Source organism: Streptomyces sp. NBC_00273, from assembly GCF_036178145.1.
Classification (GTDB): domain Bacteria; phylum Actinomycetota; class Actinomycetes; order Streptomycetales; family Streptomycetaceae; genus Streptomyces.
Window position 1 is genome coordinate 9763900 of record NZ_CP108067.1, and the last position, 12836, is coordinate 9776735.

The following is a 12836-nucleotide window of genomic DNA, read 5'->3' on the forward strand; positions in this document are numbered from 1 at the left end:
GCGCGTCCGGCTTTGCAGGCACGTCATCCGCACGGCTCGGCCGGGAGGATCCCGGTGGAGCCTGCAACGCCCCGGTTCCGTCGGCATCCCGGTCACAGCCGGCCGGCGACTCAGACGATGGTGGCTCCTGAGGTGATCAGGGCGCCGACCGCCGGTAGGCCGGCTTCCGCCAGGGCGCGGCGCTGGCGGTCGGCCGACGTTCCCCGCTGGAGCAGCCGATGGACGAGCGAGGTCACCTCGCGGTGGTCACCGTTGTCCTCAAGAGCGGGGCCGATGTACCGCAGGAGCGCGCACAGCACGTCCCCGCTGCTCCGCAGCCGCCCTTTCGGGTCCACCAGCATGCTGCTGATCCCGTGCCGGGCCGCATGCCAGGTCGCCGCTTGCAGGAGTTCCGGTCGGCACGGCGTGTGAGCGACTCCCGCCTTTTCCTCGGCGATCGCGGTGGCGGCGAGCCCGCGGACGACGCCGGCGAGCATGACCGCGTCGTCCGCCTCCAGCTGCACGTCACAGCAGCGCACCTCGATGGTCGGGTAGCGCTCGGAGAGCCGGGCCTGCCAGTACAGCTGCCCCCGGTCCGGGATCACCCCGGGTTCCACCAGCGCATCGGCCCGCGCCTCGTAGTCCGCGAGCCCCGCGAAGTGCGGCGGTGGGCCGCTGACCGGCCAGCGGCCGAAGATGATTGTGCGCCAGCTGGCGAAGCCGGTGTCCTGCCCGTCCCACAGGGGGCCGTTCGCGGACATCGCCAGCAGCGTGGGAAGCCAGCCGCGCAGCCGGTTCAGGACAGCCACCCCGGTCTCGCGGTCGGGCATCCCCACATGGACGTGCATTCCGCAGATCAGCTGCTCGTCGACCAGCAATCGGGCCTCTTGCTGCATCTTCACATATCTCGCCGTGCTGGTGATGGGTACGGGTACGGCGTCCCTGACTGGCGAGGTGGCAGAGATGGCGATGCGGCAACCGTTCGCTTGCGCGGCGGAGGCGACTGCGTGGCGCAACCGCAGAAGATGCCCTCCCACCTCCTCGAGAGCCGTGCACACGGGGGTGGCGACTTCGATCTGTGCCTGCAGCAGCTCGTCCTGGACCTCTCGCTCTTCCGCGATGGGTGCCAGGCGGGCCGTGGCACGCACCTCCTGCACGAGCGGTGTGGGAAGCAATGTCTCCGGGTCGACCAGCAAGTACTCCTCTTCGACCCCAACAGTGATCATGCTGGGTGGTACCCGGAACCCGCAGTGATCACCCACGTAAGGGGCCACTACGGCACCGATGGCCCCTTGTGAGTGCGCGAGCGCTCGGCGGTGGAGCGGGGACGAGGACGTTCGGCCCCGCTGGTCGGTGGCGGACCATTCGTGTCCGTAGCGGATCCTGTGCGTCCTACTACGACTCCGGCTGGCAACTCCTGCGGTGCGTCATGCGGGGGGCAGGGTCTGTCGGGCCTTGACCCCGGATGTTGAACACGTCTACGCGGCTTGGGTCAGGGTAGTTGCTGCTGGTCGGAGGGCGTTCTCGTAGGCGATCGGGGAACGCTGGCCGAGGCGGGAGTGCCGGCGGCGGGTGTTGTATCGGGTCAGCCAGCGGAAGGCGTCGAGTCTGGCCTCACGCTCGCTCGACCAGGCCTTCCGGCCTTTGAGCGTCTCCCTCTTGAAGGCGGCGTTGAAGCTTTCCGCGGCGGCGTTGTCCGCGCTGGAGCCGACCGCGCCCATGCTCTGCCGGACCCCTGCTGACCTGCAGAGTTCCGCGAATTTGATCCGGGGGATGGGCCGGTGCTCCAGGTCGACGTCCTCACCCCCAGTAGCGAAGGAAAGTGCGGGCGGTTCATGGTGAAGAGGCCTCCCTGGAGTGCATACGGGCAGAATGACCGGTGGCCGCCTCGGCAGGGTGCGCCAGCGCATCGGGCGCGTCTCCTACGGGCCGCCCGTCAGAACAGGGCTCCCTGTACCGCGTCCGCGTCCGCATCCGGGGCTGCGGGTGGCCGGGTGGGCTGCAATCCGGCGGCCACGTCCAGCTCGAGCAACGTGCTCCACCGGCCGCCGGCGCACCCGTCGTCCAGGAGCCGGGTCAGCACCTGGGCGGTGACCTCGACATCCGGCATCGCCCGATGCCGTCCGGCAGGCTTTGGGATGCCGTAGTGGCTGAGCAGGCTGTCCAATCCGTATGAGCCGAGACCGGTAACGACCGCCTTGGCCAGGCGCAACGTGTCCAGCAGCGGCGTCGCGGCGAGTACGGGACAGTGCTCTGCCTGGCGGGCGATGATTCCGGCTTCCGTCGAGGCGTGGTGGGCGACCAGTCGGTACGGCGGCGAAGTCAGGCGCGCGTCGAGCTGTGCCATCACCTCGGCAGCGGGGGCCGCCGAGGTGAGCATCCGCTGGGTGATGCCCTTGAGCTGGACGTCCCGCGAGGTCACGGGGACGTCGGCAGGCGGTCGCATCAGCTCCTCGAACCGGCCGATTTCCACCAGTCGGCCATCCAGGGTGCGCAGCGCCAGCGCCGCGACCTCGATCGGCCCGGCGGGCCGTCCTGCTGGGGTGAGGCCCTCGAAGTCGATCACCACGAACGTCATCGCGGCGAATCGGGGATCATGCGTCAGCGCGTCCACGGTGGCGCCTCCCCTGTGGCCGCCGTCGGCTCCCGGTCGACGGTTCGGTCGTCGTTCTGGGGGACTGGCACACCGCCGCAGGCCGGGTTTGGCACCCGCTGTGGACGCCGGGCTGCGTACAGCCGATAGCAGACGGCGTTGTCCGGCGTCGGGGAGTCGATCGCCGTGACCGATTCCATTCTGAGGCCGTGTTGGACCAAGAGGTCCTCCCACAGCTGCGGGGTAAGGACCCACATCGTCACGGGGTGGTCCTCGGTGGTACCGGGCAGCCGCAGGATCTCGGGGCGCGGCACCAACGCGGCCGACGGCCCGATGCCTTCCGAGTTGGTGTGCAGCGCCGAGAACAGCAGTCGACCGCCCGGCTCGAGTCCGTTGGCCAGGACGGGCAGCAGCCGGTCTGGGTCCAGGTACGGCATGGAGCCGACGGAGTAGACCAGGTCGTACGGATCGGCGTCGCGCAGGTGGGTCACGGCGTCGGCGCACACCAGGTGCAGACCCGGGGCGTTCGGGTAGCGGGCGAGGGCACGCTGGTGTTGGGCGGGGGAGGCATCCACGGCGGTGACGTCGGCGCCCCGGGCGGCGAGGTGAGCGGCGTGCCGGCCAAGGCCGCTGCCAAGGTCGAGGACGCGCAGCCCGTTCACGTCGCCGAGGGCTTCGATGCCGGGACCGACGTCGCGGATGCCCCAGTCCCACCGCTCCAGTTCGGGCAGCTGCAGACCTCTGGCCAGTTGGTGGGCGCCGTAGGCGTTCCAGGTCTCGACGGTGTCCAACTCAGTGGTCACCAGGTTCTCCATCAGATCGCGGGGCGGCGGGGGTCAGGGGCGCAAGGGGTAGCAGCGCAGGACGTCGAGGTCGGCGGTCTGGACGGTGGACCAGCCCGCGGTGAGGATCTCGGCCTGGGAGGGGGTGATTCCGAGGCCCTGCAAGGGGTCGGTAGCGGCGCGGCGCCCGGAGATCTCGGTGACCACCCAGAAGGTCCCGCCCGGGGCAACGAGGTGGCGGACGTGGTTGAGGGAGGCGGCTTTGCCGTCGATCCACCGGTAGACCAGGCGGCAGGTGACGACCGCGTACGCCGGTTCCGGCAGGACGCCGAGGTCGTCGGTGGTGATGTCCATGCACCGCCAGACCGGTTCGTGACCGGGCCCAGGGTCCTGGGCGGCGGCGAGCACGACGGCGCTGGGGGAGCAGTCGATGCCGGTCGTGCGGTAGCCGAGCCGGGCGAGGCGTCGGGCAAGAGAGCCGTCGCCGCAACCGATGTCGAGGTCAGGGCGCTCGCGGCCGGGGCCGAGGTGGTCCTCCAACAGCCGGTTCTCGGTTTCGTCGAGCTGCCGGTAGCGGCGGCCCTGAGACCAGAGCCGCTCCCAGTGGGTCACGGCCTCGGTGGGCGCTGTGGTCACGAAGGGGCTCCTTCACGGGCGGGCGGCACGGAGGCGCGGGCGTTGACGGCTTCGGGCTCGGTGCTGTGCATGGCGCTCCTTGGCGTCGGGGGAGTGGCGGGGCCGCGCCGCCGTGCGCGGCCCCGCGTGGACCTCTGGTGGGGGCCGCGGGTCAGCGGTCCTGAGCGAGGGCGTACAGCTCGCCGAGCAAACTCCCCTCGGTCGCGACGAGTTCGTCGAAGGAGCCCTGCTCCCGGACGGTTCCCTGGTCGAGGACGATCACCCGGTCGGCCATCCTCACGTTGTCGAGGCGATGGGTGACCACCACGGTGATCCGGTCCGAGGCCATGGCCCGCAGCTCCCTGAAGATCTGGTGCTCCCCTCGGGCGTCCATCTCACTGGTCGGCTCGTCCAGGACGAGCACGGCCGGCTCCCTGTACATCGCCCGCGCGCAGGCCAGCCTCTGCCACTGCCCACCGGACAGCTCGTGGCCGCCCCACACCGACCGGGCGAGCAGCGTCTCCAATTCCTTGGGGAGATCACGCAGGGCCTTGGTCATGCCGACCCGTTCGACCGCGTCCCAAATCCGCTCGTCGCCGTGCTCGCGGGGCTGGCCCAGGGTGACGTTCTCCCGGGCAGCGAGCGGCCAGTGCCCGTTCTTCTGCGGCACCAGGCCCACGTGCCGCCACACCGACTCCGCGTCGGCCTCGGCCAGATCGGTGTCATCCCACAGGACCTTGCCGTCGCTCGCGACGGTCAGTCCGGTGAGCATGCGGATCAGCGTGGACTTGCCGGCGCCGTTCTCCCCGACGAGGGCGACGACTTCGCCGCGGTTCAGGGTCAGGGTGATCGGCTTGACGGCCGCAGCCTCCTTGCTCGGGTAGGTGTAGGAGGCGCCTTCCAAGCGGATCTGCTGCGGGGGCTTGGCCCGCGCGGTGCCGCGCGCCGTGGTCATGGCGCGGACCTCGTCGATGAACTCGTAGTAATCGGAGAGGTAGAGCCCGTGATGGAACATGACCGTCGAGTACCGGATGATCGAGTTCAGGGCGCGGCCGGCGGTCTGCGAGGCGACGACCGCGGTGCCCGCGATCGCGGTCGTCATGGCCCCGGCGAGGACCAGGCCGGCGAGCGAGGCCCACATGCCGAGGGTGAACAGACCGCCGAGTGAGGCGGCCAGCAGCGTGATCCGCAGATACGGGCGCGCCCCGGCGACCTCCCGCATCTCGACCCGGTCACACATGGACCGGTACCAAAAGTGCAGGTAGCCGCGCATGGTGTTGGCGCGGAGCTCGTCGGCGAGCTCGGCCGTCGTCAGCCACCAGCGCATCATTCCGCGGACGTTGCGGGCGGAGATGGTCTGGTCGTGGACGCGGTAGTCGACCCGGGCGGCGATCACGCCGCCGAGACCGCGGGGGACGACGGACAGCAGCAGCACACCGAGGAGAAGAGGGTGCAAGGTGGTGAGCACCACGGCCGCGGAGGCGAGCTGGACGAGTCCGTTGGTGAGGGTCTTGGCATCGTCGGCGAGGTCGACGGCGCGCAGCGCGCCGATCTCCGCCGCCTGGCTCCGGTCGCCGAACCCTTCCGCGTCGTAGGCGGCGAGTTCGGCCCGCATGTGGAGATCCACGAGCTGCAGGTCCGCGGCCGAGGCGATCTTCGGATTCAGGCGCCGGGTCGCCCAGTCAGCGAGGATCCACATGGCCGCGCCGGTGGCCATCGCGACGACGGCGACGGTCAGCGCCGGCCACGCGTGGGACAGGCCCTGGCGGGGGTTGTCGACCATCAGCTGCGGCAGGGCCCTCGCGACGGCGGTGAGCATCACCGCCGTGCCGACGCCGGACAGCAGCTGGCACACGACGATCGTCAGGGCCATGCGCCGGTCGACGCTCCAGGCCAGGCGGGCCGTCTGGATCAGGGCCGCGGGGATGCGGCGGGCCATGTCCCACAAGGTGGCGTCGTCCATCGCCCGCCGGTGCTTGCGCCCGTTGTAGTCGAGCTCAGGCGGCGCCGAGGGTTGCGGAGCGCCCGTCCGCGCGGCGGGGAGGGACGCCGTCTCGCCGCCGATGGTTGCTGCGTCGACGGCCGGGGGGTCGGTCCGGTGGTGCGGTGCGGTCATGCGAACACCCCCGCCATCAGCCGGTCCAGGGTCCGCCGTCCGCGTGCGGTGACGTGGGGGTCGTCGAGCTTCGGTCCCCAGACCAGGCAGCTCACCGCGTCGATCGCCGCGAGGCACTTCAAGGCGTGCTGCTCCTCGACGGTGAGGTTGCGGCCGTAGCCCTGGAGGCACGCGGCCCGCAGGTCTGGCCGATCGGTCCAGGTGGAGCAGGCCATCAGCACGAAGTCCTGCACGGCGGTCGCGGCCCGGGAGCGCTCGAAGTCGATCCATCCGGCCTGCTGCCGGGCGGTCGACCACATGAGGTTTCGGTGCCACGCGTCGCCGTGGATGAATGCGAGCGGCAGCGGCGGCAGGGCCCGCAGCTCCTCGGCCAGCCGGCGTACGAGCTTCTGCTCCGGCGCGGTCAGCTCGTCCCCGGCCGCCGCCAGATGCCCTTCGGCACCCTCGGCCGCGGCCTGCAGCGCCTGCTCTGCCTCGGCCCGTCGAGGACCGGACTGATCACTGGCCGCGTGGAGGCGAGCCAGCAGGGCACCACCGTGCCGGTGCGCGCGGGCTTCCTCCACGGGCGAGAGCTCCAGCTGCTTGAGCGGCCGTCCGGGGACGGCGGTCAGCAGTAGTGCCAGATCCTCCGCGCTCGAGGCGCGCAGCTGCGGCGCGCCGCCGGCGCCGAGGGCCGGTGCAGCACTTCGCAGCGCGAGCGTCTCGCGCTCGTACATCACGGCCTTGGGCGAGATCTTCAGGTAGAAGCGGAGTTCGCCGGGCAGGTCGAGCCGCCAGACGCGGGAGTTTGCGCGTGGATGGCTGACGTCCGTGACGGCGGGACGGGCGCCGAGTTCCCGGCTGGCCCACGCGAGCAGGGCAGGGGGCGCAGTGGTCGGGTTGGTCATGCCCCCCACCCCGATGACGGTCGTGATGCTGCGGCGAACAGGACGCGGCGGACGTCGACGGGCCGCCGGTGCGCGAGGGCTTCGGCGGCCGCAGCGGGAGGGTTCTCGAGAACAGGGTGAAGGGTGACCAAGCGGACGGGATTCACGGTTTCTCCTCGGTTCGGAACGGGGGGCAAAGCACCCGGACAACGCACCTGATCACAGGGCCGCTACGGGCAGCCGTGGGCGACGAGTCGAGTGAAAGTTCGACGCCGGGGCGCGGACAGCAAGCGCCGTCTGCACGGGCGGCTCCTCTCGCGTCGTTCGATTCACACGTACGGGGAAGGCGGCGGGACGGTCGCCCGAGCGGCGGATTGCATGACGCGTCGACAGCACCCGGCTCCTTCGGTGTGGTGTGGCTGTGCTCTGCGGACGGACCCTCGCCCAGACCACTGACAACCCGGGGCCGCCGGCACCGTGATCCGGTCATCCCGGGCCCGCCCTGCCGCCACCCGCCACCCGCGAATTGGTGGGCTCTGACCTGGGGTGGTGCCGGGAGAAAGGATTCTTGAACTCTCCAGGCCGGCCCGGAATCAGGCGCTTGCGAGAGTGGCTCGATCTGGTTCGCGGCCCGGGTGAGCTTCCGGAGCGTCCCGCCCCTGGACGGCTCCGAAGGCGGCTAGCATCGGCACCTTCGACGCGGCCGGCGCACGTCCGGGTGAGGTTCTCGCGTTCCGTGCCCGCGCCCGCAGACAGGCCACTACATTCGAACGCGCCGTCCCCCGCTGCGCCCCTGTGGAGCTGCACCGGCACGAGGTCACCAGGAGAGCCATGACCGTTGCCGCCCCGCACCTCCGGTGCTTCCCGGAGCAGCAGTGGCCGCCGGCGGTGACCGGCCGTCCGGTGGAAGCCGCGCACTGGCAGGGCGCCGCGTACCTCGGCCGGGCGGTGCGGTGGTGATCGTTCTTCCAGAGGTGTTCGTGCGGGTCACCGTGGACCGCGAAGGCCCGGCGGGCTCGGCATGGCTCTCCGCCCTCCCCGCCATCGTGAGCGAGGTGGCCGAGCGCTGGGCCTGCACGCCGGACGGTGAACCGCTGTACGGGGGTGTCGGCATCGTCGTCCCGGTGCTGCGCAAGACGACCGAGCCAGCCGTGCTGAAGGTGTCCTTTCCCCATCCCGAGAATCGGTACGAGCCGGACGCGCTCTTGGCCTGGGGCGGGCGCGGAGCGGTCCTGCTGCACGAGCGGGACGATGACCGGTACGCCATGCTCCTGGAGCGGGCGCACCCCACGACGCTGGCTCAGGCCGCGCAGGGCGACGAGGTGGCGGCGATCGCGGGGAGCGTCAGCAGTCGCCTCGCCGTCCCCGCGCCAGCCGGACTGCCCCGGCTTCAAGACCGGGCCGCCACCTGGGAGGAGCAACTGTGTCAGGACGCGCGGGACTTCCCCGAGGCTCTGCCGTCCCGGACGGTGCAGGCCGCGACGGCGACGGTTCGCGAGCTCGCGCTCCACCAGCCGGACACCCTCATCCACGGCGACCTGAACGCGCGGAACATCCTGGCGGGCGCCCGAGAGCCCTGGTTGGCCGTTTCGACCCGAAGGGCTGGGTGGGCGACAGGGCGTACGACTGCGGCACGCTGGCCAAGTCCCGGTCGGTCGTCCTCGCCGAGCAGGGGGACCTGGCCAGGGGGATCGACCGCACCCTCGACGCCTTCACCAGTGCCGCCGAGCTCGATCGGGAACGCGCACGGCGGTGGGCGCAGCTCAGTGCGGTCCAGGCCGCCTACGGCGGCCGCCGACGAGGATTTCGCCGCGGCCGTCACGGAGCCGAACGTACTCGACTCATCGTGCTCGTCGACGAGTTGGCGCGGATCCTCACCGGCCCGTGACCCCACCAACACCGCAGCTGTGCGCTGGCCCTGGCAGGACTTCCGCGAAGCAGGGCGTGCCACCGTGCGCCGGTGACGTTCAGCACCCACGAGGAGCGAGACCATGAAGACCTGCGACAACACCTCGGTCGGCATCGTCATCACCGATCACCAGGGCCGCTTCCTGATGTTCGACCGCGCCACCTTCCCGCCCGGCACGGCACCAGCCGCCGGCCACATCGACGACCACGGGACCGCCGAGGACGCAGCCCGCGCCGAGGTCGAGGAAGAACTCGGCCTCACCGTCACCGGCCTCACGCACGTCACCGGCTGTTGGCGGGGCAACCCATGTCGCCGTCTCCCCGGCGCACGCGGCACCGGCCACGACTGGACCATCTACCAGGCCACCGTCACCGGTGGCCGCACCCCGAGCGCCCGCGAGACGAAGAACGTCCGCTGGATCACGCCCGACGCCCTGCAGGAATTGGCAGACCGGACGGTCGCTTACGCCAAGGGGCGGATCACGGACGCCGCGTTCGAGGCTGCGCCCGGCATCGAGCCGGTATGGATGCAGTGGCTCGCCGACGTCGCCGCGATCCACATCGGCCCGGACGATCTACTTCGAGTCGAGCAGCTCACCAGATGATCGCTGCCCAGTTCTCCTGACCCGCCGCGGCCGCTACCTCCGCTCTCTGGGGCGCGGCGGCCTCGCCTTCCGCATGCGCAGCACCCCGTCCCCTACGACGGATTCGGCAACCAGCCCACCACCGACGAGACACCTCGCCTCGTGCGAGGCCTGGCTGCACTACCGCGCCCACCAGATGGAGGCCTCCGTCCTGCCCTGCTGCTACAGCTGGCCCGGACTGTCGGGTGCGCTGTCCAGGGCTTCTGTTTGCGTGGCCATGAGAGTCATGAACTCAGCGAAGAGCGTCACGCAGGGCCTCCTCCAAGACAGGTAGCTGGTCCAGCAGCATCAGATCGGCCTCGTGCCGCGCCCTGCCGTAGGACTCAAGTGCGGCATCGACGATGTCCGGACGCTTCACTGGTGCCGAGAACGGAAACGTCGAGCAGAGCACGGCTGCACAGCCGACACGGAGCGAGGACACGAGGTCGTTCGCGGACGCCTTGGGGTTGGCGTCCCGGTAGGCCAGGGTGAGATCGGTGTACCCGGTGAGCCAGCCCTCCACGCCGTTGGCCAGCACGCTACTAGGGTCACAGCCCAGCCGTGCGATTTCCCAGGCGAGGTACCCGGGTGTGGGCGGTCGGAAGTCCACGAACGCGGCGGCATCGTCGTCCTTGAACAAGACGTTGGCGCCGGACAGGTCACCGTGCAGGATCTGGACCGTTAGCGGTGGAAGCGAAGCAAGGATGCGCTCGACGCCACCGAAAGGAGCTTGCCGTTCACGCGTCGCCTGCAGCGACCGTGCCTCGAACTCCCCAAGCCTAGGCTTGCTCTGAAACGCGCGAATCAGACCCTCATAGCTGTCTCGTGCGGTAGCCACATCACACACCCCGGCGCCAGGATTCAGGGTGGGTGCGGCGGCGGGGTGAGCGGCGAGCCGACTGTGGAGGCGGCCCATCGCCGTGTCGACGGCTGCCCACCGCGCACCCCACAGGCCGCCTTCGCCGGTCGCGGTGTGCGGCACGAACGACCACAGGGACAGAGGCAGGGGGCCGTGGGTCGCGATGAGTTCGTGCTCGCGCGTGCGGGTGGCCCGCGCGGTCGCGACACCTCCGTCGGCGCAGTACTCGGACAGCGCGACCGACGCCCGCTCCAGATCCAAGTACTCCCGAGTGCGGTAGACCTTGGCGAAGTGCCGCCGGCCCGCCTGGTCCACGACGGCGTAGTTGTCCGTCGCGGTCCCCTCCGGGATACGCGTGATGTCTACCGGGTACATCCCGTACGCGAGCACCAGCGTGTCGGCGACCGCCTTGATCTGTGCCCCTCCGCGGTGCGGCCGGGCGGGGAAGGCGCGGCGACAGGGTTGGTGGCGGGTTGGTGAGATGCGGTGGACATGGTCTCCTCGTCGAAGCGCAGCGAAGTGCTCAGATGCTGAGCGGGCGGCAGGTGGTCGGGTCGATCAGGACGCGGGCACGAACCGCGGCCGCCAGCGCGGCGTGCCGCACCGGGTGCAGCGCGGCGCCGCAAGGTCGCCGGCGGACACGCTCCGTCAATGCGGTCATCTGCTTGCGCCACCCTCGTTCGGGTTGTGGCAGTACCCGAGCCCGACCCGGCACCACCAGCTGCCGACGGGGGACCGGCCGGTCGAGCCGACACCGCAGCGCCCTGCCGCGTGAATCGGCTGATCGAGGCGTTGAACGCGGCAACCGACACCGGCTTCTCGTAGTGAGGGTGACCGGTGCGGCATCGCACAGGCGGCGCGTAGGGCTGGCCGGCGGGCGGAGCGGCACCAAGTAGGGGTGCTCGTCGCATAGAGTGCGGGCGCGCGGGTGTCCACGTCGTTCGCCAAGAGATGATCTGGGGCGCCTTCCTTTTCGTCTCCGCAGGCACCCCTCGGGCCGCACCACCAGGAGGAACCAGTGTCGTCCCCGCAAGTGATCACCCCCGAGGAGATGCTCGCCGACGCGAAGAGGCAGCTGGGCTTCCCGCGTATCGTCGCGATCTGCGGCTCCACTCGCTTCATGGCCCAGATGGCCGAGGCCGATGTGCGGGAGACCAAGGCCGGGAGGATTGTCGTCAAGCCGGGTTGCGATCTGAAGTCGCCGCACGAGCTCTGGTCCGATCCTGTCGAGGCTGAGGCGCTGAAGGTTCGACTCGACGAACTGCACCGGTCGAAGATCAGGCTCGCCGACGAGGTACTGGTGGTCGGCGACTACATCGGAGACAGCACCCGGGCCGAGATCGCCTACTCCCGGGCGCTGGGCCGACCCGTGCGATTCACGCACCCCGAAGTCGACCCCGACGCCTGAGGGCTCGCCACCGCGTCCTCCGCGGGCACCCCGTTGGGATTGATCACCCAGTGGGTGGCGTGGTGGTGAAAGAGAGCTCATGCACCGGCGGAACGCGTCGCGGCCGTGATGGCGGCAGCGAGAGGCTGCCCGTGGTCCATCACGTAGAAGTGGTCGCCCTCGTACATTGCAAGTCCGCGGAAGCGCGTGGTGAACGCTTGCAAGGAGAGCAGGCGGTCCTCGCCGGTCAGCTTGTCGCGGCGGCCCCCGAACACCGAGAGTGGAATGGGCAGCGGCTGGGGGTCGTGGCGAGGCGCCCAGGTGTCCAGGAGTTTGAAGTCGCTGCGGAACACAGGGGCGAACGTGGGCCAGACGGCGTCGTTGTCGAGGAGCTGCGGTGTGCTGCCGCCGACGTTCCGCAGCCACGCGCGCAGTTCGTCGTTGGACATCAGGTGAGGGCGGTCGTCGGTGCTGGCCTCGACTCGCGGGGCGCCGTAGGCGGACACCCCCAGCCAGGTGGGGAGCGGTTCCCCCCTCGTCGTGGAGCCGGCGGGTGAGCTGGTAGGCAATGAGGGCGCCCATGCTGTGGCCGAAGAGCGCGAAGGGCCGGTCGAGCAGGGGAGCGATGGCGTTGTGGACGTAGTCGACCAGCCGGTCGCAGGCGTCGATCAGCGGGTGTGCCTGCAGGTGGCCTCGGCCGGGGGCCTCTATGAGGCAGAGTTCCCAGTCCTGGGGGAAGTGTTCCGCCCAGCCCCGGTAGAGCAGATGTGAGCCGCCGGCGTGGTGGAACAGGAACAAGCGCGCTGCTGGGTCGCTCAGCGGCTTCGGGCGGATGACCGGGTCGGCCGGCGTTTCTCCGAGGCGCTTCGAGATGATGAAGGCGTGCAGCTCGGCGAGGGTCCTGGCACCGCTGATGACCACGGTGTTCTCCGGGACGTTGAACGCGTTCTCCACGCGGGTGGAGATCTCGAGCATCAGCAGCGAGTCGATCTCGAGTTCGTCGGCGAAGTGCGCCTGGTCGGTGACCTCCTCGGGTTCGATCTCCAGTGCTGCGGCTATCAGAGCGCGGAGCTCCTCAATGTTCACGGACGCAGTGGTCATTGGTGTT

At 70.4% G+C, this 12836-nt stretch carries 12 protein-coding genes and 3 pseudogenes; 4 read left to right on the plus strand and 11 right to left on the minus strand.

The genetic code is table 11. The features are described from left to right. Nucleotides 1–110 precede the first annotated feature (110 nt). The 7 genes and pseudogenes from OG386_RS44080 to OG386_RS44110 all read right to left on the minus strand — a co-directional run bounded on the left by OG386_RS44080 (nucleotide 111) and on the right by OG386_RS44110 (nucleotide 6972). Nucleotides 111–1205, minus strand: a complete 1095-nt coding sequence (locus tag OG386_RS44080) for a carboxylate-amine ligase (RefSeq protein ID WP_328792903.1) — start codon at nucleotides 1203–1205, stop codon at nucleotides 111–113. Between the two features lie 252 nt (nucleotides 1206–1457). After that, nucleotides 1458–1742: pseudogene (locus OG386_RS44085) on the minus strand (integrase core domain-containing protein); the annotation flags it as partial. Between the two features lie 173 nt (nucleotides 1743–1915). Continuing rightward, entirely contained in the window at nucleotides 1916–2593 is a 678-nt protein-coding gene (locus tag OG386_RS44090; protein WP_328792904.1) for a 3'-5' exonuclease, read from the minus strand. Then, entirely contained in the window at nucleotides 2581–3375 is a 795-nt protein-coding gene (locus tag OG386_RS44095) for a class I SAM-dependent methyltransferase (RefSeq protein WP_328792905.1), read from the minus strand. The genes OG386_RS44090 and OG386_RS44095 overlap by 13 nt, the downstream gene beginning before the upstream one ends. A gap of 33 nt (nucleotides 3376–3408) precedes the next feature. Then, nucleotides 3409–3990 carry a class I SAM-dependent methyltransferase gene (locus OG386_RS44100; RefSeq protein ID WP_328792906.1) on the minus strand — a complete coding sequence of 194 codons (582 nt, stop codon included), beginning with the start codon at nucleotides 3988–3990 and terminating at the stop codon, nucleotides 3409–3411. A gap of 151 nt (nucleotides 3991–4141) precedes the next feature. Then, complete coding sequence (locus tag OG386_RS44105; protein WP_328792907.1) at nucleotides 4142–6085, minus strand: ABC transporter ATP-binding protein; 1944 nt, start codon at nucleotides 6083–6085, stop codon at nucleotides 4142–4144. Beyond that, nucleotides 6082–6972: an aminoglycoside phosphotransferase family protein gene (locus OG386_RS44110; RefSeq protein ID WP_328792908.1), complete on the minus strand. Its 891-nt coding sequence runs from the start codon at nucleotides 6970–6972 to the stop codon at nucleotides 6082–6084. Before OG386_RS44110 ends, OG386_RS44105 begins: the two co-directional genes overlap by 4 nt. Before the next feature lie 810 nt (nucleotides 6973–7782). On the opposite strand from OG386_RS44110, the gene OG386_RS44115 reads away from it, so the two are divergent. The 3 genes and pseudogenes from OG386_RS44115 (at nucleotide 7783) to OG386_RS44125 (ending at nucleotide 9464) form a co-directional block, all read left to right on the plus strand. Next, entirely contained in the window at nucleotides 7783–7911 is a 129-nt protein-coding gene (locus tag OG386_RS44115; RefSeq protein ID WP_328792909.1) for a hypothetical protein, read from the plus strand. Further along, a pseudogene (locus tag OG386_RS44120) lies at nucleotides 7908–8839 on the plus strand (aminoglycoside phosphotransferase family protein). The gene OG386_RS44115 and the pseudogene OG386_RS44120 overlap by 4 nt, the downstream one beginning before the upstream one ends. A gap of 103 nt (nucleotides 8840–8942) precedes the next feature. Further along, the gene (locus tag OG386_RS44125; RefSeq protein WP_328792910.1) at nucleotides 8943–9464 is read left to right on the plus strand and encodes an NUDIX hydrolase; all 522 of its coding nucleotides are present in this window, start codon (nucleotides 8943–8945) and stop codon (nucleotides 9462–9464) included. 271 nt (nucleotides 9465–9735) lie between these two features. On the opposite strand, the gene OG386_RS44130 is transcribed toward OG386_RS44125, so the two are convergent. Both OG386_RS44130 and OG386_RS44135 read right to left on the minus strand, forming a co-directional pair. Continuing rightward, the gene (locus tag OG386_RS44130; protein ID WP_328792911.1) at nucleotides 9736–10731 is read right to left on the minus strand and encodes a phosphotransferase enzyme family protein; all 996 of its coding nucleotides are present in this window, start codon (nucleotides 10729–10731) and stop codon (nucleotides 9736–9738) included. Nucleotides 10732–10864: 133 nt separating this feature from the next. Then, nucleotides 10865–11002, minus strand: a complete 138-nt coding sequence (locus OG386_RS44135; protein ID WP_328793594.1) for a hypothetical protein — start codon at nucleotides 11000–11002, stop codon at nucleotides 10865–10867. A 357-nt stretch (nucleotides 11003–11359) separates the two neighbouring features. On the opposite strand from OG386_RS44135, the gene OG386_RS44140 reads away from it, so the two are divergent. After that, a complete protein-coding gene (locus OG386_RS44140) occupies nucleotides 11360–11749 on the plus strand; it encodes a hypothetical protein (protein ID WP_328792912.1) in 390 nt (129 codons plus the stop codon). Nucleotides 11750–11826: 77 nt separating this feature from the next. Here OG386_RS44140 and OG386_RS44145 read toward each other — a convergent pair whose 3' ends face one another. Together OG386_RS44145 and OG386_RS44150 are read right to left on the minus strand one after the other, a co-directional pair. Further along, entirely contained in the window at nucleotides 11827–12234 is a 408-nt protein-coding gene (locus tag OG386_RS44145) for a thioesterase II family protein (RefSeq protein ID WP_328792913.1), read from the minus strand. A gap of 73 nt (nucleotides 12235–12307) precedes the next feature. Then, nucleotides 12308–12829: pseudogene (locus OG386_RS44150) on the minus strand (thioesterase domain-containing protein); the annotation flags it as partial. Nucleotides 12830–12836 lie beyond the last annotated feature (7 nt).

What these genes read in the sequence shown, in the direction of transcription:
- OG386_RS44110 (WP_328792908.1), bottom strand. Translation starts at nt 6,972, where the DNA reads ATGACCAACCCGACCACTGCGCCCCCTGCCCTGCTCGCGTGGGCCAGC.
- OG386_RS44080 (WP_328792903.1), bottom strand. Translation starts at nt 1,205, where the DNA reads ATGATCACTGTTGGGGTCGAAGAGGAGTACTTGCTGGTCGACCCGGAG.
- OG386_RS44125 (WP_328792910.1), top strand. Translation starts at nt 8,943, where the DNA reads ATGAAGACCTGCGACAACACCTCGGTCGGCATCGTCATCACCGATCAC.
- OG386_RS44135 (WP_328793594.1), bottom strand. Translation starts at nt 11,002, where the DNA reads ATGACCGCATTGACGGAGCGTGTCCGCCGGCGACCTTGCGGCGCCGCG.
- OG386_RS44115 (WP_328792909.1), top strand. Translation starts at nt 7,783, where the DNA reads ATGACCGTTGCCGCCCCGCACCTCCGGTGCTTCCCGGAGCAGCAGTGG.
- OG386_RS44105 (WP_328792907.1), bottom strand. Translation starts at nt 6,085, where the DNA reads ATGACCGCACCGCACCACCGGACCGACCCCCCGGCCGTCGACGCAGCA.